We start from the raw sequence: 22,107 nt of genomic DNA, 5'->3' as shown, positions 1-22,107 counted from the left end.
GTGGTGACATTTCACCCGCTCGGACCAGCTGGGGCCCGCCGGACCCTGCCGAACGGGGGGAGCAAGTACGACCGTCGTATGGATGTGGCATAAGGTCCGATCCGGTTGCATTGCTCTCAGAAAACTTCCAGGAACCGGCAACCGGTTCCTCGTCAGCAGAGGGGAGCGCCGGTGGGCGCCCAGCAGAGCAGGAGCCCGTGGCCGGGCACTCTGGCCGTCGGGGCCGCGCTCGTGCTGGGTGCGTGGCTGCTGAACGACGGCGGTCACGGCGACCTCCCCCCGGCCCCCGGAGCGGGGCAGGCCCTCTCGGGCTTCGCCCCGGTCTCCGTGGTGCCCCCGCTCGGACCCTCGACGCCGACCCGGATCCGGATCCCCTCCGTCCGGCTCGACGCCCCGGTCACCGGCCTCGGCCTCGACCGGGACGGACACCTCCAGACCCCGCCGGAGTCCGACCGCAACCTCGCCGGCTGGTACCGCGGCGGGGCCTCCCCCGGACAGCGGGGCACCGCCATCCTCGCCGGACACGTCGACAACGACAGCGGGCCCGCCGTCTTCTACGACCTGGGCGCGCTCCACCGCGGCGACCGGATCGAGATCCTCCGCGAGGACGGCCGCACCGCCGTCTACCAGCTCTACGCCATCGAAGTGCACGACCGAAAGGACTTCCCGGACGACCGGGTGTACCGCCAGGCCGCCGACGCACAGCTGCGGGTGATCACCTGCGGCGGTGGGTACAGCGAGGACCGCGGCTACCAGGGAAACGTGGTCGCCTACGGTTTCCTGGCCGACACCAAGCAGCCGGGAAAGAACGTATGACCTCCGTCTCCCTCGCCCTGACCTGGAACCCGATCGACTGGCCGCTGACCCGCGGCCCGATCCCGTACGCCATCCTGGCGGCCGGCTGGGGTTCCCTGCTCGTCCTCGCCCTGCTGGCGCGCAGCCGCACCTGGTGGCGCCGCCGGCTCCCGGTCGCGCTGCTCACCGCCGCCGCGGCGAGCCTGCTGCTGGACATCGTGGTCGACGGCTGGTGGCACCCCTTCCCCGAGGGGCTGCCCCGGTACATCACCTGGTGGATCGCCGTCGCCCTGCTCGGGTTGAGCCTGGCCGCCTTCCGGATGCCCGGTACGGCGCTGCGGCGCAAGCTCCTGGCGATCGGCGCCGGGTCGCTCGTGCTGCTGATGGCCTCCTCCCAGGTGAACCGGGGCTTCGACCAGTTCCCGACCGGCCGCGTCATGCTCGCGCCCTGGCTCTCCAAGACCCAGGAGCTGACCACGGCCAAGGCCGCCACGACCGTGAGCCCCCCGCCCGGCAAGGTGATGGAGGAGGTCTGGACGGCCCCGCCGGGGCTGCCGGCGAAGGGCACGGTCTCCACCGTCCCGATCCCGGGGACCAAGTCCGGCTTCAAGGCCCGCGACGCGTACGTCTACCTGCCGCCGGCCTACCAGGCCAGCCCCCGACCGCTGCTCCCGGTCGTGGTGCTCGTCTCCGGCCAGCCCGGGACCCCGGGCGACTGGGTGCTGGCCGGCCAGGTCAACGAGGCGCTCGACGCCTTCGCCGCCCAGCACCAGGGCCTGGCGCCGATCGTGGTGATGCCCGACCAGCTGGGGTCGACCTGGACCAACACGCTCTGCTTCGACTCCAAGATCGCCAACACGCAGACCTACCTGGCCCAGGACGTGCCCGACTGGGTGCGCGCCAACCTCCAGGCGGCCGAGGGACGGAAGTCCTGGGTGATCGGCGGCGCCTCGATGGGCGGCACCTGCGCGCTCCAGCTCGCCGTCAACGCCCCCGAGGTCTACGGATCGTTCCTGGACATGGCCGGCCAGGACGAGCCCACCCTGGGGACCCGTGCGCAGACCGTCGCGGCGGCCTTCGACGGTGACGAGGCGAAGTTCAACGCCATCGACCCGCTCCAGGTGATGGCCGCCAGGAAGTTCCCGGACACCGCGGCCGCGATCGTGGTCGGCCGCACCGACAACGAGTTCCGTCCGCAGCAGGAGAAGGTGTACAAGGCGGCACTGGATGCGGGGATGAACGCCAAATTCGACCTGATGCCCGGCGGGCACGGCTGGATCATCTTCCGGCCGGGCATCGTCGACCAGTTGCCCTGGATGGCGCAACAGACCGGGCTGATCCGGTGATCCGGCTGGGGGCGGCCTCGGCCCTGTTCGCCGACCGGGGCGAGCCCGCCGTCTCGGCCCAGGGCGTTCCGGTGCAGCCCGCCAGGGCTCCCGGCGTCCGGGCGTCGGACGGCCCGGCACCCGAACCCTCCGGGCCCAGGACCCCCGCGCCGAAGTCCCCGGCGCCGGACACCCGGCCCGGTCGGCGGCCCGTCCGGGCGGCCGCCGCCCGGATCGTCGCCCGGCTGCGCGCGGCGCCGCTGACCCTCACCCTGCTCGCCGTCCTCTGGGCGGTCGGCGGTGCCTCCGGCAGCCTGGCGCACGGCGCCTCCCGGGGCGTGCTGGCCAAGGCCGGCGTCGGCCTGCCGACCCTGGCCGAGGGCCACTGGTGGGCGCCGGTCACCTCGCTGTTCTGGTGCGCGAGCGCGGGCTCGTACATCTCCACCAGCCTGCTGCTGCTCCTGCTCGGCCCGGTCGCGGAGAGCAGGCTCGGCCGGCCGCGCACGCTCGCCGTCCTGGTCGTCGGGCAGCTGCTGGGCACCCTGCTCGGCAGCGGGCTGAGCGCGGTCGCCGCACGGGCCGACGACCAGTGGGCGGCCGCCGCCGAGCAGACCGCCATCGGACCGGTGACCGGCCTGTTCGCCCTGGCCGGCGTGCTCGGCTACCGGCTGACCGTGCTCTGGCGGCGCCGACTGCACCTGCTGGTGGTGCTCGTCCCGCTGGTGATGACCCTGTACGTCGGCCACCTGCAGAGCGTCCAGCGGATCTCCGGCGCGCTGATCGGCCTGGCCGCCGGCGCGCTCCTCAGCCGGGGCCGGCCGCACCTGCGCTCGCACCGCTCCTCGCACACCGAGACCCGGGTGCTGGTCGCACTCTGCCTGGTCGCCGCCGCGCTCGGGCCGATGATCGCCTCGCTGTACGACAACGCGGCCGGGCCGTTCAACACCTTCTCCGAGATCTACCTCTCGCACCGCCTCACCCCGGACGAGGTCGCCGAATTCTGCGCCCGCTCGGCCCACGACTGCGCCCGCGCACACGCCGTCGAGCGGATCTTCGACACCCCGGCCCGGCTGATGGCCACGCTGTTCCCGGCCCTGTTGCTGGTGCTCGCCGAGGGTCTGCGCCGCGGTCTGCGGCTCGCCTGGCGGATCACGATCGCCACCGAGCTGCTCTGGACCGCCCTGCTGGTCTGGCTGTTCACCGAGACCGGCACCGGCTCGGGCGACGTCCTCCAGTACTTCGTCGAGGCGCTGCTGCTGCCGCTGATCACCACCGCGCTGCTGCTGGCCACCCGGAAGCGGTTCCCGCTGCGGGTGCCGCGCGCCGTCCTCGGCCGGCTGGCCCTGGTGGTCGGCGGCGCGCTGGCCGTCGCCTCCGCGGCGTACGCGGGCCTGGGCGTGCTGACGGCGGGCCAGTTCGAACCGGGGGCCACCCTCCGCGGACTGGTCGCCGGGCTGCCGGCCCAGTTCCTGCCGCCCGCGTACAACGACCTGATGCCGCACTACCCGATCGCGGTCGGGCCGTTCGCGCGGTTCCTGGAGACGTACTGCGGACTCGCCTTCTGGGCGGTCGCGCTGACCGCACTGCTGCTGGCCTTCCGGCGGCCGGTGCTGCACGTGGACGCCGAGGACGCCACCCGGGCCCGGGCGCTGCTCACCGAGCACGGCGGCGGGTCGCTCTCCTTCCTCACCACCTGGGACGGCAACCACTACTGGTTCGACGAGGACGGCCGGGCCGCCGTCGCCTACCGGGTGCTGAACACCGTCGCGCTGACCACCGGCGACCCGTTCGGCGCACCGGACGCGCGCCGCCGGGCGGTGGCCGGCTTCGCCCGGTACTGCGACGCCCGGGGCTGGACGCCGTGCTTCTACAGCGTCACCCCGGAGACGCGCTCCGCCGCCGAGCAACTCGGCTGGCGCTCGCTGCAGGTCGCCGAGGACACCGTGGTCGCCCTCCCCGAGCTGGCCTTCACCGGCCGCAAGTGGCAGGACATCAGGACCGCGCTGAACAAGGCCGGCAAGCAGGGCATCACCGCCGAGTGGTGGTCGTACCACGAGGCACCGATCGCCCTGAAGGAGCAGATCCGGGCCATCTCGGAGGAGTGGGTCTCGGAGAAGGGGCTGCCCGAGATGGGCTTCACCCTCGGCGGGCTGGAGGAGCTGGACGACCCGGCGGTCCGGCTGTTGATCGCCGTCGACCAGGACCGCACCGTGCACGGGCTGACCAGCTGGATGCCGGTCTACGAGAACGGCGAGCCGGTCGGTTGGACGCTGGACTTCATGCGCCGGCGCTCCGACGGGTTCCGCGGCGTGACCGAGTTCCTGATCGCCTCCGCCGCGCTCGGCTTCAAGCAGGAGGGCGCGAGCTTCCTCTCGCTCTCCGGCGCACCGCTGGCCCGCTCGGAGAAGGAACCGCCCACCGGGCTGCAGAAGACCCTGGACTGGTTGGGCCGGGTGCTGGAGCCGGTCTACGGCTTCCGCTCGCTGCTGGCGTTCAAGGCGAAGTTCCAGCCGGAGTACCGGCCGATGTACATGGCCTACCCGGACCCGGCGGCGCTGCCCAGCATCACCCGGGCGATCGGCAAGGCGTACCTGCCGCACCTGACGCCGGCGCAGGGCGTCCGGTTGATGCGCAAGCTCTCGTCGTAGCCGGTCGGGACCGGTCGGGACCGGTCGCCCGGAGCGTGACCGGGAAGGGCCCGGGGCGGCCGCCGTCGCCCCGGGCCCTTCCCGGTCGCGGTCCGGGCCCTGCCGGTCCGGGCCCTGCCGGTCCGGGCCCTGCCGGTCCGGGTCCTGCTGTTCGAGGGCCCGCGGCTCAGCCGAGCAGCTCGGCGAGCGCGCGGTCGGCGTCCAGGTGCAGGTGCTCCTCGCCCTCCGGGACGACCAGCCGGCTGCGCCACAGGAACTTCCGCAGGTCGTCGGAGTCGAACCCGACCAGCGCGGTGCCCTCGGGCGCGCGCAGCTCGACCATGGTGCGCCGGCCGGGCGCGGGCCGGACGTGGACGTCGCCGGCCCCGGAGGGCAGCTCCAGGCCGTCGGCGAGCAGCCCGCGGGCGAAGACCCAGACGATGTCGTCGCCGTGGTCGGGGCCGGCCGCCTCGGCCCGGTCGTCCAGCGAGAACTCGGCGGGGAAGGCCATGCGGACGGCGAGCGGATCCTCCGGCACGTAGGCCAGCGTCACCCGGAGCCGGGCGGAACGGTGGGGGGAGAGGATCAGGCGGGCCTGGACGGTCTCTTCGACGACGGTGTGCACGGCGGGGTCCCTTCGCTGGTGTGAGGCCTGTGACGGCTGTGGAGGGTGGGGTGGCCTCACCCGGATGAGAGACGGTCCGGGGGGTTCCGATTACCTGCCTTTCCCGGGTTTTCCGATGTGATGCGCGTCACGTCGCTTTCCGGCCGTGCGGGCCGTGCGCGGGCCACGCGCGGACCCGCCCCGGCCGCCCGTTCGGCGCCGGGCCCGGTAGGCTGGGTGGGTTGCCCGATCGCCGCCCGACCGCGGGACGGGGCTGCCAAACCGCCTCTGACCTGCGATGATCCCCCCTCGGAGACCGTGAGTACTGCCGCCGCCTCCTCGATGCCGCTCTTCTCCGACGCGGACGAGCCGCACGCGCCCGTCCGGCCGAGCGGCCATGCCGCGCCGACCTCCTCGCACCACCTGTCGCCGGCGTTCCCCGGCCGCGCCCCCTGGGGCACCGCCGGCAAGCTCCGGGCCTGGCAGCAGGGGGCGCTGGACAAGTACATCGAGAGCCAGCCCCGCGACTTCCTCGCCGTCGCCACCCCGGGCGCCGGTAAGACCACCTTCGCGCTGACGCTGGCCTCGTACCTGCTCCACAACCACCTGATCCAGCAGATCACCGTGGTCGCACCGACCGAGCACCTGAAGAAGCAGTGGGCCGAGGCCGCCGCGCGGATAGGCATCAAGCTGGACCCGGCCTACTCCTCCGGTCCGCTCTCCCGGGAGTACCACGGCATCGTCGTCACCTACGCGGGCATCGGCGTGAACCCGATGCTGCACCGCAACCGGACCGAGGCCCGCAAGACGCTGGTCATCATGGACGAGATCCACCACGCCGGTGACTCGAAGTCCTGGGGCGAGGCCTGCTTCGAGGCCTTCGAGCCGGCCGCCCGCCGGCTCGCGCTCACCGGGACGCCGTTCCGCTCGGACACCAACCCGATCCCGTTCGTCCAGTACGAGGCGGGCGGTGACGGCATCCGCAAGTCGGTCGCCGACTACACCTACGGCTACGGGCACGCGCTCGCCGACCACGTCGTCCGTCCGGTGATCTTCCTGTCGTACAGCGGCAACATGCGCTGGCGCACGAAGTCCGGCGACGAGCTGGAGGCCCGGCTCGGCGAGCCGATGACCAAGGACCTGATCGCCCAGGCGTGGCGGACCGCGCTGGCCCCGCAGGGCGAGTGGATCCCGGCCGTGCTCCAGGCCGCCGACCGGCGGCTGAGCGAGGTCCGCAAGGCGATCCCGGACGCCGGCGGCCTGGTGATCGCCACCGACCAGAACACCGCCCGCTCCTACGCCAAGATGCTGCGCGAGATCACCGGGGAGAAGGCCACCGTGGTGCTCTCCGACGAGGTGGAGGCGTCCAAGCGGATCTCCGACTACGCGGACGGTGACTCGCGCTGGATGGTCGCCGTCCGGATGGTGTCCGAGGGCGTCGACGTGCCGCGCCTGGCGGTCGGCGTCTACGCCACCTCGATCTCCACCCCGCTCTTCTTCGCGCAGGCCGTCGGACGTTTCGTGCGTGCCCGCAAGCGGGGCGAGACGGCCTCCGTCTTCCTGCCGACCATCCCGACGCTGCTGGGCTTCGCCAACGAGATGGAGCTCCAGCGCGACCACGTGCTGGACCGGCCGAAGAAGGAGGGCGAGGGCCTCTTCGACGAGGAGGACCGGCTGCTCGCCGAGGCCGAGCGGGCCAACGACGGTCCGGACGGCGCCGGTGGCGACGAGTTCTCGTACGAGGCGCTGGGCTCCGACGCGGTCTTCGACCGGGTGCTGTACAACGCCATGGAGTTCGGCATGCAGGCGCACCCGGGCAGCGAGGAGGAGGAGGACTACCTCGGTATCCCGGGCCTGCTGGAGCCGGACCAGGTGCAGATGCTGCTGCAGAAGCGCCAGCACCGCCAGATCCAGCGGAGCAAGAGCAAGCCGGCCGAGGAGGCCGACCTGCTGGAGCTGCCGGCCGAGCAGCGGCCCGTGGTGACGCACCAGGAACTCCGGGAACTGCGCAAGGAGTTGAACGCCCTCGTGGCGGCCTGGCACCACCGCACCAGTCAGCCGCACGGCACCATCCACAACGAGCTGCGCCGCCAGTGCGGTGGGCCGCTGACCGCGCAGGCGACCGTCAATCAGTTGAATGCGCGGATCGCCCAGATCCGGGAATGGGCCAAGTAACTGCCTGTCGGGGAAGTTCGGGGGCCGTCGGTACTCCGGCAGTGCTTCCTCGTCGCCTGCTCGGCGTCGAGGGAGTGCTGTGACCATAAGGTCATGTGACGTTCAGGTAGTCGCGAAGGATTCGTGGAGACAGTCAGTGTGATGATCGGCTAATGTTCCGCGTGCCGAACCGCCGTCGAGCTGTCGAAGCCGTGCGCCCACCCGTCCGTGGTCGCCGCCGAAGCCTCGGTGACATCGGTTCGCCGCACCTCACCGACCCGGCCCGCGACCCACCGTCGCGCCCGGGACTGCCTGTCTTCAAGGAGCACACCGATCGTGTCGTACCCCCCGCACCAGCAGCCCGAGCTCTCCGACAAGTCGAAGATCGTCGCCGGCATCCTGACGATCCTGCTCGGCAGCCTGGGCATCGGCCGCTTCTACACCGGTCACATCGGCATGGGCATCGCCCAGCTGCTGACCTGCGGCGGCCTCGGCGTCTGGTCGCTGATCGACGGCATCCTGTTCCTCACCAGCAACGACCGGACCGACGCCCAGGGCCGGCTGCTGCGCAGCTGACCCTTGCGCCCGTTCGCGAAGGTGCGTCGCCGCCCCGGCTCAGGCCGGGGCGGCTTCGCCGTTCCCGGAACCGCCGGCCGGGGGCGGGCCCGGCTGCGTACCGCCTGGCCGCCGGTCGCGGTGCTCGCCGGCGGTCTGGCCGGCGCCGCGTACCTCTGGTCGCGCAACCCCCACCTGCCGGGACAGGTCCTGCCGTTCTGCCCCTGGCGCAAGGTCACCGGCCTGGACTGCCCCGGCTGCGGCGGCACCCGGATGGCCTACGACCTGATGCACGGTGACCTCGCCGCGGCCTGGCAGGACAACGCGGCGCTGCTGCTGTCGCTCCCGCTGGTCGCCGCGCTCTACCTGGTCTGGCTGCGGCACGGCCTGGCGGGGCGGCGCTGGCAGCCGCCGCTCGGCCGGCGCGGGACGGCGGTGCTGATCGGCGTGGCGACGGTCTGGACGGTCCTGCGCAACCTGTTCTGACCGGACGGCCGGACGGCCCGCCCCGTGGCGTCCGAGTGTCCGGACTTCGGAGTGTGGTCGAACTTGCGTCCCGGTGGGCTGGGAAAAATATGACCCTTTGTCCCCGTTCGTCAAGGCCCGAACAATCGATCTTGACCGAATTTTGGACAACCACTTCCGCCGCCGCAATTCCTTCACTACCTTTCCCACACGCTCTCCCGCCGGGTGACCCCCGCGAGACGGGCGCGCAGGGCCCCAGGACGTCAAGGACGACACACCGCGGCCCGAGCGCGGCCACCCACCCTGCGCGCGACATTCGAGTCCCGGACCGGTCAGCCGATCCGCGACCCGCCGCGGAAAGGAATGCGCGTCGTGACTGCAGAGACCTCCCAAACCCTGGACCGAGGCGTCCGGGTCCTCAAACTCCTCGCCGACTCGGAACGCGGGCTCACCGTCACCGAGCTGGCGGCCCGGCTCGCCGTCAACCGGACCGTCGTCTACCGGCTGCTGGCCACCCTGGAACAGCACGGGCTGGTCCGCCGGGACATCGGAGGCCGGGCCCGGGTCGGGCTGGGCGTCCTGCGGCTCGCCCACCGCGTCCATCCGCTGCTGCGCGAGGCCGCGCTGCCCGCCCTGCGCAGCCTCGCCGAGGACCTCGGTGCCACCGCGCACCTCACCCTGGTGGACGGCAACGAGGCGCTGGCCGTGGCCGTGGTCGAGCCCAGCTGGACCGACTTCCACGTCGCCTACCGGACCGGACTGCGCCACCCGCTGGGCGAGAGCGCGGCCGGCCGGGCGATCCTGGAGGCGCGGGCCTTCCCGAGCCAGCGCCGGCCCGAGCAGGGGTTCGTCATCACCCGGGCGGAGGAGCAGTCCGGGGCTTCCGGCGCCGCCGCCGCGCTGCTGGGTCTGAGCGGGATCGAGGGCAGCGTCGGCGTGGTGATGCTCAACGGACTCGTCCCGGAACGGGTCGGTCCGCGGGTGGTGGAGGCGGCCACCGAGGTCGCCGACGCACTGCGGTAGCGGACGCACGGCCGGGGAACGGGCCCGCCGGTCGTACCGCGCCCCGGGCCGGGCGGTCCGGCGGGCCGGCCGGGGGACCGTGTACGTGCCCGCCCGGCGGCCCCGGTGTGTTTGGATGCCTCTGTGTCCGACTCCAAGCTGCCCAAGGCCCTGACCGCCCCCCGGACCCGAGCGCTCGCGCTCTGCGGGGCGCTGGTCGCCGCACTGTTCGGCGTGGCCGCCTTCGTTCCGCTGCCGTACACGCTGACCTGGCCGGGCGTGACCGCGGACACCCTCGGCAGCTATCAGGACCGGCCGGTGCTGACCGTCACCGGGGCGCCGGTCCGGAACACCCGGGGGCAGCTGCGGATGGTGACCATCTCGGCGACCAACCCGGGGGAGCGGGCCACCCTCTGGCGTTCGCTCCAGGCCTGGTTCGACCAGGAGGAGGCCGTCCGGCCGACCGACACCGTCTACCCGCAGGGCGACCCGGCCAAGGCGGAGGAGGTGACGGCCCAGCAGATGGCGCAGTCGCAGGACAGCGCCACCGCGGCCGCCCTCTCCTACCTCCACCTCTCACCCGACCAGGTGAAGGTGAAGGTCGACCTCGGCGACATCGGCGGCCCGAGCGCGGGCCAGATGCTGGCGCTCGGGATCGTCGACAAGCTCGCGGGGGACGGCAAGGGCGGCGACCTCACGGGCGGGCTGACCGTCGCGGGCACGGGGACCATCGACGACCAGGGGACGATCGGGGCCGTGGGCGGTGTCCCGCTCAAGACGCAGGCGGCCGCGCGGGACGGCGCGACGGTGTTCCTGCTGCCCAAGGACGAGTGCGCGGACGCGAAGGTGAACACGCCCGACGGGCTGCGGCTGGTGCCGGTGGGGACGCTGGCGGAGGCGGTCTCGGCGCTGGACGCGCTGCGGACGGGCGGGACCGTCCCCGGCTGCTGAGGGCGGGCGGTGCGTCCGGCGGGCGGTGCGTCCGGTCGGCGGTGTATCCGGCGGGCGGTGCGTCCGGCGGGAATCCCGGCGCCCGGTGATCGGCGCCCCCGGCCCCGGGCCGGGGCCGATCACTCCGCCGCGGCCTGGTCGACCAGCGGGAGGATCCGGTACGGCACCGGGTTCTCCAGCGCGATCGCCGTCGAGGACCGGACGATCCCGTCGAACCCCACCACCCGGTCGATCACCCGCTGCAGATCGGCGTTGGACCGGGCCACGATCCGCACCATCATGTCGCCGTGGCCGGTGATGGTGTGCAGTTCCAGGACCTCCGGCACCGACGCCAGGTGCCTGCGCACGTCGGCGCCCTGGCCCTGGGAGATCTCCAGGGTCGCGAAGGCCGTCACCGGGTAGCCCAGGGCCGCCGGGTCCACCTCGGGACCGAACCCGCCGATCACGCCCCGCGCCTGGAGCCGGTCCAGTCGTGCCTGCACCGTGCCGCGCGCGACCTGGAGCCGGCGCGAGCACTCCAGCACCCCGATCCGGGGTTCCTCGGCGAGCAGCCGGATCAGCCGGCCGTCCAGCGCGTCGATCGCGTCGTTGGTGCTCCCGGCCGTACCGCCGGGCAGGACGCCCGAGGGGCCGCCGGTCGGATTGCCGAGGGCACTGCCGCCGGGGGCGCCGGGCGGGCCGCCGGCCGGGCTGCCCGCAGGGCCGCCGGAGGGGGCGCCGGTCGGGCCGGAATGTCCTTGACCGACGGGCGAGTTGGACGATCCGGGGGAGCCGGGCGCATGGGCGGGGGGCATCGCGGGCTCCGTCCTCCGGTGGGCATTCTGTACAGCGGTCCGGTCGATTCTCCCGCCCCGGAGCACACCTTGACCAGGAGGAAACGGAACAGTTGCGTGGAGGTCGACTCGGCGCCACCCTCCAGCCACAACCCCGTGAGCCGGTCCCCGTACCGGCGGACGGGACCGTCAACCGTGGTCCGTACACCTACCGGGAGGGCCGACATGACCGACACCGCCATCGAACCCGTGCTGCTCACCGCCGGCCTGGGAGAGCCCGAGCTCCTCCCCATGGGCCATGCCGACGCGGTGGTCTTCGCGGTCGGCGACGCCGAGCGGGCGGCCCGCCGGTACGCCGTCGCGCTCGGCCTCCGCTGTACGGCCTACGCAGGACCCGAGACCGGCGAGCCGGAGACCGTCTCCTACGTCCTGCGGGCACCCGGGACGCGGTTCGTGCTCACCTCCCTCGTCCAGGTGATCGGCCCGCGCGGCCGGGAACTGGCCGGGTACCTGGCCCGGCACGGCGACGGCGTCGTCGACCTCGCGGTCTCCGTGCCGGACGTCTGTTACGCGTACGACTTCGCCGTCGACCGGGGCGCGGCCTCGCTGGCCGAGCCCTACGAGGTGCGGGACGCGTACGGCACGGTGGTGCTCGCCGCGATCGGTGTGCCCGGCGGAACCCGGCACACCCTGGTCGACCGGTCCCGGTACGCCGGCCCGTACCTGCCCGGCTACGTCCCCTTCGACCGGTGGTGACGGCTGCCGGGGTACCCGCGGTCAGCGGGTGACGGTGTCGACCACCGGCGGGTGGCCGTTCCAGTAGACGAACACCGAATTGGCCTGGTTGTCCTTGGTGAAGTCCACCCGGATCCACTGCGGGCCGTTCCAGACCTGCATCTTCCACCCCTGGTCCGGCGCGGCGGAGATCAGCGAGGCGTTGTCCGTCTTGAGGTCCAGGGCGACCTTGCCGCCCGGGACGAGATAGCTGCGCACGGAGGACGTGGTGGAGGTGACCGGCGAGGGTCGGTGCGGGGACGGAGCGGCGGCGGAGGGAGCCGCGGGCGTCGCGGGGGGCGACGGCGCCACGGGGGCGGTGGGCCGCGGGGAGCTCGCCGACGCGGTCGGCGGCGCCGCGGGCGACTCCGACCGGGTCGCCGACTGCTGCTGCGTCACCGTGAGCGTCGGCGTGGGTCTCGCCCCGTCGGCCGACGCCGGGGACGGCAACGGCAGCGCGGTGGGCTGTTCGAAGGCGGCGCCGGTCAGCACCGCGTGCACGCCGAACCAGGACAGCGCCACCGCCGCCCCGGTGGCCGCCGCCCAGGCGCCGAGCTGTACCAGTCCGTTCCGCATCGTGCGCACATCCTGCCGTACTCGCGGGCCGGGCAGACGGGCGCCCCGGTACTTAGGCAGGGAACTTGCACAAACCCCCGGCGGCCCGGCCGAACCGGTGCCGACCTGGCCGGCGGTCCCGTCCGGAGCCACCCCGAGGTACAGACCATTCGGGGGCGATGGCGTACCGTGCAGCCCCATGGCAACAGTGCTCGTGGTCGAGGACGACCCCTTCGTGCGATCCGCCCTCATCCGCCACCTGTCCGACACCGGCCACGCGGTTCGTAGCGTGGGCACGGCACTTGAGGCATTGCGCGAGGTCGCCCAGGTCGGCTGTGACCTGGTGATCCTCGATCTCGGACTGCCGGACCTGGACGGCAGCGAGGCCCTCAAGATGATCCGTGGACTGACCAACGTCCCGGTGATCATCTCCACCGCCCGCGACGACGAGGCCGAGATCGTCCGGCTGCTCAACGACGGCGCCGACGACTACCTGGTGAAGCCGTTCTCCGGGGAACACCTCAGCGCCCGGATGGCCGCCGTGCTGCGCCGGCTCGGCGGCGGCGCGGCGCCGGTCAGCCAGGTGCTGCGGGTCGGCGGGCTGGCCATCGACCTCCAGCGCCGGGAGGCCTCGCTGGACGGCAGACCGCTCGACCTGACCCGTCGGGAGTTCGACCTGCTGGCCTTCCTCGCCGCCAGGCCCGGCGTGGTCGTGCCGCGCAAGGAGATCCTGGCCGAGGTGTGGCGGCAGACCTACGGCGGGGACCAGACCATCGACGTGCACCTCTCGTGGCTGCGGCGCAAGCTCGGCGAGACCGCGTCCAGTCCCCGTTACCTGCACACCGTGCGCGGCGTCGGGGTCCGGCTGGAGGCCGCCGGGCACCCCGCCGGGCCCGGGCCCGTCCCCGGGGAGCGCCGGACATGAGGAGGTTCGGACACTCGCTGCGCTGGGCCCTGATCAAGGCCGCCGTGGCCGGGACCACCATGGTCGCGCTGGCCTTCCTCATCCCGCTCGGCCTGATGGTCCAGCAGACCGCCCGGGACCGGGCGTTCACCGCGGCCGAGCGGCAGGCGGCGGCGCTCGGTCCGGCGCTCGCCATCACCACCGACCAGGACGCCATAGCCCGGGCGGTGGCGTCCACCGACGCGGGTGCGCAGGGGCGGATGGCCGTGCACCTGCCGCCGCCCGAGGGGGCGGGGACCAAGGCGTCCACGGGGTCGGGGCCGGGTGCGACCGCCGGTCCGACGGGCGGTCCGTCAGGCGGAGTTCCGGGCCCGGCGTCCGCCGGTGCGGGCAGCGGCGGCCCGGGCGCGGTCGCGAGCGGGTCGGCGGCGAGCGGGGTGGCCGCGGCGCAGGCCGGGCCGGGTCCCGCGCCGGTGGGATCCGGGGCGGCCGGGCCCGGGCCGTCGGCCGGTGCGACCATCGGCGAGGTCCGCGCCCTGGGCGCCGACGTGACCACCGCGGGCGTCCAGGGACGTTCGTTCACCGTCGAGGTCCCGGGCGGGTACGCGCTGCTCCAGCCGGTCGCGGTGGACACCGTCCGGACCGCCGTGGTCGAGGTGTTCGTGGCCGACGGCGACCTCACCCGGGGTGTCTCGACCGCCTGGCAGGTGCTCTCCGGGGTCGCGCTGGCCCTGGTCGCCATCTCGGTCCTGGTCGCCGACCGGATGGGTGCGCGGATCGTCGCCTCCGCCCGCCGGCTGGCCGCCGCCGCCCGCTCGCTGGGCTCCGGGAACCTCACCGTCCGGGTGCCGGTGGAGGGCAAGCAGGCCGCGGGCAGCCCCGAGGAGCTGCGCGAGGCCGCCCACGCGTTCAACGCGATGGCCGACCGTGTCGTGCAACTCCTGGCAGCCGAACGCGAGTTGGCCGCAGACCTGTCGCACCGGCTGCGTACCCCGCTGACCGTGCTGCGGCTCAACGCGGCCTCGCTCGGCGAAGGGGACGCGGCGGACGCCACCCGGCACGCCGTCTCCCAGCTGGAGCGCGAGGTCGACCAGATCATCCGGTCGGCCCGGCGGGCGCCGGAGGACGCGCCCGTCGTCCTGGTCGGCTGCGACGCCGCCGAGGTGATCCGGGAGCGGGTCGGCTTCTGGTCCGCACTCGCCGAGGACGAGGGCCGCCGCTGGCAGCTGGCGGGCGCCGAGCGGGAGACGCCCGTCCCGGTCCAGCGCGGGGACCTCGCCGCCGCCGTCGACGCGCTGCTCGGCAACGTCTTCCGGCACACGGCGATCGGCACCGCCTTCTCGGTGGACGTGACGGCCACCGAGAGCTCGGTGATCGTGCTGGTCGGCGACGCCGGTCCCGGTTTCACCGACCCGGCCGCCGCCCTGAAGCGCGGTGAGGGCCACGGTGGCGAGGGCTCCACGGGTCTGGGCCTGGACATCGTCCGCAAGCTCGCCGAGGCCACCGGGGGCGACCTCGCGCTCGGCAGCTCGTCGGTGCTCGGCGGCGCCGAGATCCGGCTCAGGTTGCAGAGCCGGCAGGACGGCATCGTGCCGGCCCGGACCGGGCGGACCAGCCGGCGTCGCAGCCGCGGGGCGCTGTTCTCGCGCTGATCGCCCGCGCGATGACTTGGCGAAAGGTTTCGGCACCGGTGCGGTGAGACGTCCGCTCCTCTTTCTTAAGCGCACCGTAAGAGAGCTCTACCCCTGGCTCAGCAGGCGGGTTTCGGCCATCCGGCGCCGCTAGCGTCGTCCGCGCCGGTCATCCGACCGTGCCGGTCACCCTCGACCGAGCCGGGTCACGCTCGCCCGCGACGGGTCCACGCACCCACGCGTCCGGCGGACACCCGTGACCCCACCCGGTCCCCACCTGCCTGCCGCGGAGGTACGCCCCCATGACGACCCAGCAGCCCGACCGCCGTCCAGGACGCCGCCGTCGCAGCCGCAAGGGAGCGGTCCTCGCCGCCTCGGCGGTCGCCGCGGCCCTGGTCGCCGGGGGCGTCGTCGTCCTCGCCTCCTCGGCCAGCGCCGCCTCGCTCGGCGCCGTCTACAGCCGCACCAGCAGCTGGGACGCCGGCTACACCGGCCAGTACCTGGTCACCAACCCGGACAGCAGCGCCATCGAGGACTGGACGCTCACCTTCGACCTGCCGGCCGGGGCGAAGATCGACTCGCTCTGGAACGCCGCGTTCGCGGTCGAGGGCCAGCACGTCACCGTCAAGCCGGAGTCGTGGAGCAAGCGGCTGGATCCGGGCAAGAGCATCGTGATCGGCTTCGTCGCCCAGGGCGCCGGCGCCGCGCAGGGCGAACCGGGCAACTGCCTGATCAACAAGGTCTCCTGCAAGGCCGGTGACGGGACGGCGCCCACTCCGTCGGGGCGCCCGACCTCCACCGCCTCCGCCACGGCGTCGGCCACCGCGTCGGCCACCGCGTCGGCGTCGGCGTCGGCGTCCGCCTCTGCCTCGGCTTCGGCGAGCGCCTCGGCCTCGGCCACCGCGACCAAGCCCGGCACGCCGAGCCCGACCGCCACCACGACCAGGCCCACCACCCCGGCGCCGACGCCCACCGCGACCGCGACCACGCCGGTCCCGACGCCCACCGCCCCCGCGACGGACACCCCCGTCCCGGTCACCGGCGCCGGCTTCGCCCCGTACGTGGACACCTCGCTGTACCCGCCCTACGACCTGGTCGCCACCGCCAAGGCCACCGGCGTCAAGAACTTCAACCTGGCCTTCGTGGTCTCCGGCGGCGGCTGCACCCCGAAGTGGGGCGGCGTCAGCGACCTCGCCGCCGACGCCGTGGCCGCCCAGATCGGCGCCCTGCGCGCCCTCGGCGGCGACGTCCGGGTCTCCTTCGGCGGTGCCAACGGCAGCGAGCTGGCCCTCGCCTGCTCCTCCACGGCCGACCTGACCGCCGTCTACCAGAAGACCGTGGACACCTTCGGCCTCACCAAGGTCGACTTCGACGTCGAGGGCGGCGCGATCGCCAACGCCGCCGCCAACACCCGCCGCGCCCAGGCCATCGCCCAGCTGCAGAAGAACGCCGCCGCCAAGGGCAAGGCCCTGGACGTCTCCTTCACCCTGCCCGCACTCCCCTCCGGCCTGACCCAGGAGGGCGTCAACCTGGTCGCCGACGCCAAGAACAACGGCGTGGCGATCGGCGCGGTCAACATCATGGCGATGGACTTCGGCGACGGCGTCGCCCCGAACCCGCAGGGCCAGATGGGCAAGTACGCCATCGCCGCGGCCACCGCCACCCAGGCCCAGGTCAAGAGCGTGCTCGGCCTCGACGACGCCGCCGCCTGGCGCAAGGTCGCGGTCACCCCGATGATCGGCGTCAACGACGTGGCCAGCGAGATCTTCACCGTCGCCGACGCCAAGCAGCTCGCCGAGTTCGCCAAGTCCAAGCACCTCGCCTGGCTGGCGATGTGGTCCGGCACCCGCGACAAGGCCTGCGAGGGCGGGGCCAAGGCCTACGCCGACGCCAGCTGCAGCTCGATCGTCCAGCAGCCGCTGGACTTCACCCGGGCCCTCGGCGCCTACACCGGCTGACCTCGCCGGGTACCGGTCCGGTACCCGCCCCCCGGCTCCGGCCGGCCGCGCCCCGACCGCAACAGGGCTCGGCCGGCCGGCACCACCGTCACTCCCCGTCACCGTTCGCGGCCGGGTCCGGTCGACGGGCATCGGGTATCGTCGCTGGTTGGCCGAACGGTGGACGGAGCGAACAGTGACAGCGGTGCAAGACGAGCGCAGCGCGGTGCGAACCGTACCGGAGCAGGCGCCCGCCCCCCTGTCGGAGCGGCTGCGGACCGCCCTCGGCGCGCCCGCCCGCGCCCTGCGCGAGGCCCCTCGCCGGCCGCTGCTGGCCGTCTCCGCACTGGCGCTGTTCTCCCTGATGGCCTACGCGGTCGTCCGGCACTTCGCCCACACCTCGATGGTGGACATGATCGTCTACCGGGCCGAGGGCGCGGCCGTCGCCAACGGCGACGACCTCTACGGGCTGCGCGTCACCCAGTGGAACCTGCCGGCCACCTACCCGCCGTTCGCCGCGATGCTCTTCGTGCCGACGACCTGGTTCCCGGTGCCGTTCCTGCGGGTCGCGATCACGCTCGGCAACCTCGGACTGCTCGCCCTGTTCACCCACCTGTCGTTCAAACTGGTGGGCTGGCCGCGCCGCGAGCTGCGCCCGATCGGCGTGATCCTGGTCACCGGCGCCGGCGTCTGGCTCGAACCCGTCTACACCACGCTGCGCTACGGCCAGATCAACCTCGCCCTCGCCTGCCTGATCCTCTGGGACCTCACCCGGCCCGACGGGCGGCGCAGCAAGGGCATCGCCATCGGCATCGCCGCAGGGATCAAGCTCACCCCCGGGCTGTTCGCCGTCTACCTGCTGATCACCGGCCGGGTTCGCGCCGCCTTCGTCGCCGGCGCGACCTTCCTCGGCACCTTCCTGATCGGTGCCCTGTTCCTGCCCGACGCGACCTGGGGCTTCTGGACCAAGTACCTCTACGACTCCTCGCGGGTCGGCAAGACCGAGATCGTCGACAACCAGGCGCTGAGCGGCGCCGTCGCCCGTCTCCTGCACACCGCCGAGCCGGGTGCGGTGGGCACGCTGGCCTCCGCCGCCGTCGCGGTGGCCGGTCTCGGGATCGCCGCCTGGGCCGCGAACAGCACCCGCTGGCTGCCGCGCGCCGAGGCGTGGGGCGTCTGCTGCGCCGCCGTCACCGCGGTACTGATCTCGCCGATCAGCTGGACCCACCACTGGGTCTGGTGCGTGCCGATGATCGTCCTGCTCGGCTGCGAGGCGGCGGTCGAACACGGCCGTCCGGCCGCCGTCCGGAAGGTTCGCTGGCGGGCCGCCTTCTGGGCCACGCTGGTCGCCTTCGTGTCCTTCGCGATGTGGGCCGCCAAACCGCAGGGCGCGCTGGTGCTGGAGCTCTCGCCGCTCCGCCAGATCCCGACCTCGGTCTACCCGCTGGTCGGGATCTGCTTCCTGCTGGCCGCCGCGCTACGCATAAGGGCCCGGCGGCTGGCCGCCGGCGCGCCGCTCGTGGCGCTGCCCGGCCAGCGGGGCGGCGACCGGCCGGATCCCGCGCGCGAACGTCAGCAGGCCCCCGCGGCCAGCTGAGTCGCCGGCTGCCGCCGGTCCGCCGGGGGCGACCGGGCCGCCGCGCGCGGTCGGGCTGTCCGTGGCGGTCGAGGTGCTCGGCGCCGTCGGGGTGCTCGGGGTCGTCGCGCTGTTCGGGGCGGGCCCTGACCGGTGCGCCCGGGCCGTGCGGCTCACGCGAGCAGCTCGGCCAGTGAACCGTCCATGTCGAGCGCGGCCATCTCGCTGCCCGGCGGCACCAGCCGGTGCGCCCGCTCCAGCCAGGCGGCCACCGCCGGCAGCGGCGCCTCCAGCAGTGCGTCCCCGGCCGGCGAGCTCAGCGCCATGCAGAGCACGCTGCGCCGGCCCGAGCGGGTCGGCCAGATCCGGACGTCCCCCTGCCCGCAGGGCCGGAAGGTGCCCTCCACCAGCAGCTCCCGCGCGAACACCCAGGTGACCGGCGAGCCGGTGTCCAGGTGGAAGGTGATGTAGACGGCGTACGGGTCGTGGCTGCCGTAGGAAAGCCGGGCCGGGACGGGGACGCTGTGCTCGGGGGAGAGCACCAGGTTGAGTTCCAGTTCGTGCTCGACCACGCTCGTCGGGCGCTCCATGATCGGTTTCCTCTCTGCCTGCGCTTCATGCCCGGTATCGGGCCCTGTGACCTTGGAGAGCGCGGTCCGGGAGCGCTCTTACACGTGTTTTCGAGATTTCTTGACGGGGGCCCTCGGTGAGGGTTCGGAACCGGGACCGGGGTGGGGGGTTCGGGGCGGGCGTCGGGGAGTGGTGAACGCGGAGAGAACGGGCGCGCGCTCCGGCGTTCGCGCCGTCTTCCTTACCGCGGGCGGGCCGGGGCTGTCCGGTGAACGGCCAACTTCACACCCCGGGTCCGCCGAGGCACTACCCTTGGTGACTGTCCGGCGACTGTCCGCCCACCCGCCGACGCCCCCTCGCGCGCGCCGCCACCGCCGCCACCCGGTGCCGCCCGAGCCACCGTCGCGCGCACCCCTCGCCGGGCGAGCCGCATCGGCCCTGCCAGGAAAGAAGACCCCCATGACGGACCGGCCTCTCGCGGGCGGCAGCACGGAGACGGCCGCGGGCCCCGCGCCGGGCTACTACCCCGACCCCTCCGTGCCCGGTTTCGTCCGCTACTGGGGCGGCACCTCCTGGGTGCCCGGCACGACTCGGCCCGCCCCGGCGGCGGGCGAGGTGCTGGAACCGCCCCGGTACGCGACCCGGCGGTCCGGCGCGGCGGCCGGGGTGGGCGCGCGGTACATGCCGCCGCCGACAGCCGTCGAACCGGCCGCCGACCCGGTCGGGGAGGCTGCGGCGGACTCGGTTTCGGTGTCGGCGTCGGAGCCGGTACCGACGTCGGAGCCGGTGTTGATGTCGGAGCCGGTGCCGGTTTCGCCCGGGGACACCGGGCCCGTGTACCTGGACGAGACGTCGGGCGGCGCCTCGTTCACCTTCTCGGTGCCGGAGGGCGGGCCGGTGTTCCGGACCGGCGTCGGGTCGGCCCACGCGGCGGCGGCAGACGTGGCGCCGGACCCGATGGTGGAGCCGGCCGGCGAGGGCATGCTCGGGGCGGTCCCGGAACCCCGGCCGCAGGGGGCGGTGCCCGTCGCGGCGCCCGGTTCCGTCGCGGCGGTGGAGCCGCCCGACCGGCAGGCGGCCCCCCGGGCACCGCGCGGCCCGATGGAGCAGGGCGCCGCACCGCGCTGGGTCTCCTGGGGGGTGGTTCCCGGAGTGGAGGCGCCTGCCGGGGCGGCCGTTCCGGCGCCGGTGGAGAAGCCGGTGCCGCTCCGGGCCTCGGCCCCGGCGGTCGCTCCGGTGGCCGCCCAGGTGGCCGCCCCTACGTCCGCCTCGGCGGAGGGGGAGGCGGCGACGGCGGCGGCGTCGGCGTCGGCCGGGCCGGAGGAGGCGCCGCTGACCGGGCCCACGCGGTCCGCCCGGCCTGCCGCTCCCGTGCCCGCTGCTCCCGTGCCCGCCGCCACCCGTCCGCCCGCGTCCCGCTCCGCGGGGAGTGCGTCGGCCCCGCCCCGATCGTCCGCGACCCGGACGGCGGGGCCCCGGGCGGCGGGGACCCGGCGCCGGACGATCAGGCCCGCGCCACAGCCGGCCGGGCCCGGCCGGCGGCTCGCCGCCCGACTGGTGGACACCGCCGTCCTGGCCGTCGTCGCCACCGCCGCCGGGATCCCGCTCGGCACGTCCGTCGCGGACCACCTCCAGGAGAAGCTCGCCCAGGCGAGGATGGCCAGCCGGCTCACGCGCCGTCAGGTCGACGTCTGGATGCTGGACGGCGTGGTGGTCGGCAAGGTCGCCGTCCTGATCGGCATCCTCCTCTTCGTCGGCCTGCTCTACGAGGTCCTGCCGACCGCCCGTACCGGCCAGACCTTCGGCAAACGGCTGGCCCGGATCCGGGTGATCGACGCCGCCGCGGCCGTCCCTGCCGCCGCTCCGTCCGCCGCCTCGTCCGCCGCCCGCGCCCGGTTGGGCCTCGGCCGGTCGCTGGTGCGATGGCTCGTCAGGCAGGTTTCGACGCTGCTGCTGGTCGGCCTGGTCTGGCCGCTGTTCGACCGCCCCGCCCGGCGCGGCTGGCACGACCGGGCGGCCCGCACCCGCGTGGTCCGGCTCTGACCCGGGTCCGCCCGAGAGCCAGGTCGGACAAAACCGACCAAATATCCCAAGTTCATAGAATGTGTGATGTTCTACTCGGGGGATGAGCACCCACGACCCCTCAGGCCCCGAGCCGGAGGGGGGCGGCCAGCCCTCCTTCGACAAGAAGCCCCCGCAGCAGGGCGGCGGCACGCCGGAAGGTACGCCGTCGGACCCGTACGGCACCCCGCCGCCGTCCGGCACCCCCTCCGACCGCCCCGGCGCGTACGGCGGCACCTACGGCGGCTCGCCGTACGGACAGGGACAGCCCCCGCCCGGCCGGTCGCCCTACGACCAGCCCCCGCCCGGCCACGGTCCCGCCGGCCACGGCACACCCGGCGCCGGCCCCGTCCCGGGGATGCCGCCGCTCGGCAGCTGGCCCAACCGGATCCTCGCCCAGCTGATCGACTACCTGCTGGTGCAGGCCGTGGCCGTCCTGCTGGTGCTGCCCTTCGCCAGCCTCTCCGACAGCTCCGGCTCCGCCGGTGCCTTCTGGGTCGCCTGCGCCATCTACCTCGTCTACGACGGGGTGATGCTCGGCCGGGACGGCCAGACCCTCGGCAAGAAGGCCATGAAGATCCGGGTCGCCATGCTGATCGACGGCAGCCCGCCGACCCAGTCCGCCGCCTGGACCCGGGCCGCGGTCTTCATCCTGCCCGCCGTCCTCTGCTGCGCCTGGCTCTGGTGGCTGATCGACGGCATGTTCGGCGTCTTCGACAAGCCCTACCGCCAGTGCATCCACGACAAGGCCGCCAAGACCGTGGTGGTCTCCACCGTCTGAGCCCCGCACCGTCTGAGCCCCGCCGCGCGACCGCCCGGCCCGCTCGAACCCGCACCTCGCACCCCGG

General features: G+C 74.1%; 20 protein-coding genes and 1 pseudogene. 16 read left to right on the top strand and 5 right to left on the bottom strand.

All coding sequences use genetic code 11. From position 1 onward, the window contains the following. The first annotated feature begins 171 nt into the window (after positions 1–171). From PUR56_RS39400 to PUR56_RS39390, 3 genes are read left to right on the top strand one after another with little or no spacing between them, the layout of a single operon-like run. Positions 172–816 (top strand): class F sortase, encoded by a 645-nt coding sequence (locus PUR56_RS39400; protein WP_329883590.1) that lies wholly within the window; start codon positions 172–174, stop codon positions 814–816. After that, on the top strand, positions 813–2,141 hold the full coding sequence (locus tag PUR56_RS39395) for an alpha/beta hydrolase (RefSeq protein ID WP_329952505.1): 1,329 nt from the start codon (positions 813–815) through the stop codon (positions 2,139–2,141). Before PUR56_RS39400 ends, PUR56_RS39395 begins: the two co-directional genes overlap by 4 nt. Continuing rightward, positions 2,138–4,768, top strand: a complete 2,631-nt coding sequence (locus PUR56_RS39390) for a DUF2156 domain-containing protein (RefSeq protein WP_329952504.1) — start codon at positions 2,138–2,140, stop codon at positions 4,766–4,768. The genes PUR56_RS39395 and PUR56_RS39390 overlap by 4 nt, the downstream gene beginning before the upstream one ends. Positions 4,769–4,934: 166 nt before the next feature. Here the strand turns inward: PUR56_RS39390 and PUR56_RS39385 are convergent, their stop codons facing one another. After that, the gene (locus PUR56_RS39385) at positions 4,935–5,372 is read right to left on the bottom strand and encodes an SsgA family sporulation/cell division regulator (RefSeq protein WP_329883593.1); all 438 of its coding nucleotides are present in this window, start codon (positions 5,370–5,372) and stop codon (positions 4,935–4,937) included. Positions 5,373–5,693: 321 nt separating this feature from the next. Here PUR56_RS39385 and PUR56_RS39380 point away from each other — a divergent pair, with 321 nt between their 5' ends. The 5 genes from PUR56_RS39380 to PUR56_RS39360 all read left to right on the top strand — a co-directional run bounded on the left by PUR56_RS39380 (position 5,694) and on the right by PUR56_RS39360 (position 10,478). Further along, positions 5,694–7,526 carry a DEAD/DEAH box helicase gene (locus PUR56_RS39380; RefSeq protein ID WP_329883746.1) on the top strand — a complete coding sequence of 611 codons (1,833 nt, stop codon included), beginning with the start codon at positions 5,694–5,696 and terminating at the stop codon, positions 7,524–7,526. A gap of 315 nt (positions 7,527–7,841) precedes the next feature. Then, positions 7,842–8,081, top strand: coding sequence for a TM2 domain-containing protein (locus PUR56_RS39375; protein WP_329883594.1), 240 nt, complete (start codon positions 7,842–7,844; stop codon positions 8,079–8,081). Positions 8,082–8,102: 21 nt separating this feature from the next. Beyond that, positions 8,103–8,546, top strand: a complete 444-nt coding sequence (locus tag PUR56_RS39370; RefSeq protein WP_329952503.1) for a DUF2752 domain-containing protein — start codon at positions 8,103–8,105, stop codon at positions 8,544–8,546. Between the two features lie 351 nt (positions 8,547–8,897). Then, positions 8,898–9,548 (top strand): IclR family transcriptional regulator, encoded by a 651-nt coding sequence (locus PUR56_RS39365; protein WP_270146684.1) that lies wholly within the window; start codon positions 8,898–8,900, stop codon positions 9,546–9,548. A 123-nt stretch (positions 9,549–9,671) separates the two neighbouring features. Continuing rightward, positions 9,672–10,478, top strand: a complete 807-nt coding sequence (locus PUR56_RS39360; RefSeq protein WP_329952502.1) for a S16 family serine protease — start codon at positions 9,672–9,674, stop codon at positions 10,476–10,478. Between the two features lie 119 nt (positions 10,479–10,597). Here PUR56_RS39360 and PUR56_RS39355 read toward each other — a convergent pair whose 3' ends face one another. Then, a complete protein-coding gene (locus PUR56_RS39355) occupies positions 10,598–11,095 on the bottom strand; it encodes an Lrp/AsnC family transcriptional regulator (RefSeq protein WP_329883747.1) in 498 nt (165 codons plus the stop codon). Positions 11,096–11,476: 381 nt separating this feature from the next. Here PUR56_RS39355 and PUR56_RS39350 point away from each other — a divergent pair, with 381 nt between their 5' ends. Next, positions 11,477–12,007, top strand: a complete 531-nt coding sequence (locus tag PUR56_RS39350; RefSeq protein ID WP_355399135.1) for a VOC family protein — start codon at positions 11,477–11,479, stop codon at positions 12,005–12,007. A 21-nt stretch (positions 12,008–12,028) separates the two neighbouring features. On the opposite strand, the gene PUR56_RS39345 is transcribed toward PUR56_RS39350, so the two are convergent. Further along, complete coding sequence (locus PUR56_RS39345; RefSeq protein WP_329883597.1) at positions 12,029–12,601, bottom strand: hypothetical protein; 573 nt, start codon at positions 12,599–12,601, stop codon at positions 12,029–12,031. A gap of 178 nt (positions 12,602–12,779) precedes the next feature. Here PUR56_RS39345 and PUR56_RS39340 point away from each other — a divergent pair, with 178 nt between their 5' ends. From PUR56_RS39340 to PUR56_RS39325, 4 genes are all read left to right on the top strand, one after another. After that, positions 12,780–13,505, top strand: coding sequence for a response regulator transcription factor (locus PUR56_RS39340; RefSeq protein WP_329883598.1), 726 nt, complete (start codon positions 12,780–12,782; stop codon positions 13,503–13,505). Next, positions 13,502–15,136, top strand: a complete 1,635-nt coding sequence (locus tag PUR56_RS39335; RefSeq protein ID WP_329952501.1) for a HAMP domain-containing sensor histidine kinase — start codon at positions 13,502–13,504, stop codon at positions 15,134–15,136. The genes PUR56_RS39340 and PUR56_RS39335 overlap by 4 nt, the downstream gene beginning before the upstream one ends. Positions 15,137–15,417: 281 nt before the next feature. Then, positions 15,418–17,073 carry a glycoside hydrolase family 18 protein gene (locus PUR56_RS39330; RefSeq protein WP_329952500.1) on the top strand — a complete coding sequence of 552 codons (1,656 nt, stop codon included), beginning with the start codon at positions 15,418–15,420 and terminating at the stop codon, positions 17,071–17,073. Positions 17,074–17,248: 175 nt separating this feature from the next. Further along, positions 17,249–18,649 (top strand): glycosyltransferase 87 family protein, encoded by a 1,401-nt coding sequence (locus tag PUR56_RS39325; RefSeq protein WP_329952499.1) that lies wholly within the window; start codon positions 17,249–17,251, stop codon positions 18,647–18,649. A 152-nt stretch (positions 18,650–18,801) separates the two neighbouring features. Here the strand turns inward: PUR56_RS39325 and PUR56_RS39320 are convergent, their stop codons facing one another. After that, entirely contained in the window at positions 18,802–19,218 is a 417-nt protein-coding gene (locus PUR56_RS39320; RefSeq protein WP_329883603.1) for an SsgA family sporulation/cell division regulator, read from the bottom strand. Between PUR56_RS39320 and PUR56_RS43710 the strand changes: the two are divergent. Further along, positions 19,217–19,762 (top strand): annotated as a pseudogene (locus tag PUR56_RS43710) (hypothetical protein); the annotation flags it as partial. The gene PUR56_RS39320 and the pseudogene PUR56_RS43710 sit on opposite strands and share 2 nt — an antisense overlap. Here the strand turns inward: PUR56_RS43710 and PUR56_RS39315 are convergent. Further along, on the bottom strand, positions 19,753–20,763 hold the full coding sequence (locus PUR56_RS39315; protein ID WP_329952498.1) for a hypothetical protein: 1,011 nt from the start codon (positions 20,761–20,763) through the stop codon (positions 19,753–19,755). The pseudogene PUR56_RS43710 and the gene PUR56_RS39315 overlap by 10 nt on opposite strands. Here PUR56_RS39315 and PUR56_RS39310 point away from each other — a divergent pair. Together PUR56_RS39310 and PUR56_RS39305 are read left to right on the top strand one after the other, a co-directional pair. After that, positions 20,756–21,241 (top strand): RDD family protein, encoded by a 486-nt coding sequence (locus PUR56_RS39310; protein WP_329952497.1) that lies wholly within the window; start codon positions 20,756–20,758, stop codon positions 21,239–21,241. The genes PUR56_RS39315 and PUR56_RS39310 overlap by 8 nt on opposite strands. A gap of 82 nt (positions 21,242–21,323) precedes the next feature. Further along, on the top strand, positions 21,324–22,040 hold the full coding sequence (locus tag PUR56_RS39305; RefSeq protein ID WP_329952496.1) for an RDD family protein: 717 nt from the start codon (positions 21,324–21,326) through the stop codon (positions 22,038–22,040). Positions 22,041–22,107: the final 67 nt, after the last annotated feature.

Source organism: Streptomyces sp. BE303 (genome assembly GCF_036290945.1).
Taxonomy (GTDB): Bacteria; Actinomycetota; Actinomycetes; order Streptomycetales; family Streptomycetaceae; genus Kitasatospora.
The sequence above is the reverse complement of the archived record's forward strand: the minus strand, read 5'-3'. Positions and strand labels throughout refer to the sequence as shown.

Bases quoted from the DNA above. Each gene is read 5' to 3' on its own strand.
- PUR56_RS39350 (WP_355399135.1), top strand. From the start codon at position 11,477: ATGACCGACACCGCCATCGAACCCGTGCTGCTCACCGCCGGCCTGGGA.
- PUR56_RS39340 (WP_329883598.1), top strand. From the start codon at position 12,780: ATGGCAACAGTGCTCGTGGTCGAGGACGACCCCTTCGTGCGATCCGCC.
- PUR56_RS39305 (WP_329952496.1), top strand. From the start codon at position 21,324: ATGAGCACCCACGACCCCTCAGGCCCCGAGCCGGAGGGGGGCGGCCAG.
- PUR56_RS39395 (WP_329952505.1), top strand. From the start codon at position 813: ATGACCTCCGTCTCCCTCGCCCTGACCTGGAACCCGATCGACTGGCCG.
- PUR56_RS39320 (WP_329883603.1), bottom strand. From the start codon at position 19,218: ATGGAGCGCCCGACGAGCGTGGTCGAGCACGAACTGGAACTCAACCTG.
- PUR56_RS39345 (WP_329883597.1), bottom strand. From the start codon at position 12,601: ATGCGGAACGGACTGGTACAGCTCGGCGCCTGGGCGGCGGCCACCGGG.
- PUR56_RS39380 (WP_329883746.1), top strand. From the start codon at position 5,694: ATGCCGCTCTTCTCCGACGCGGACGAGCCGCACGCGCCCGTCCGGCCG.
- PUR56_RS39330 (WP_329952500.1), top strand. From the start codon at position 15,418: ATGACGACCCAGCAGCCCGACCGCCGTCCAGGACGCCGCCGTCGCAGC.
- PUR56_RS39335 (WP_329952501.1), top strand. From the start codon at position 13,502: ATGAGGAGGTTCGGACACTCGCTGCGCTGGGCCCTGATCAAGGCCGCC.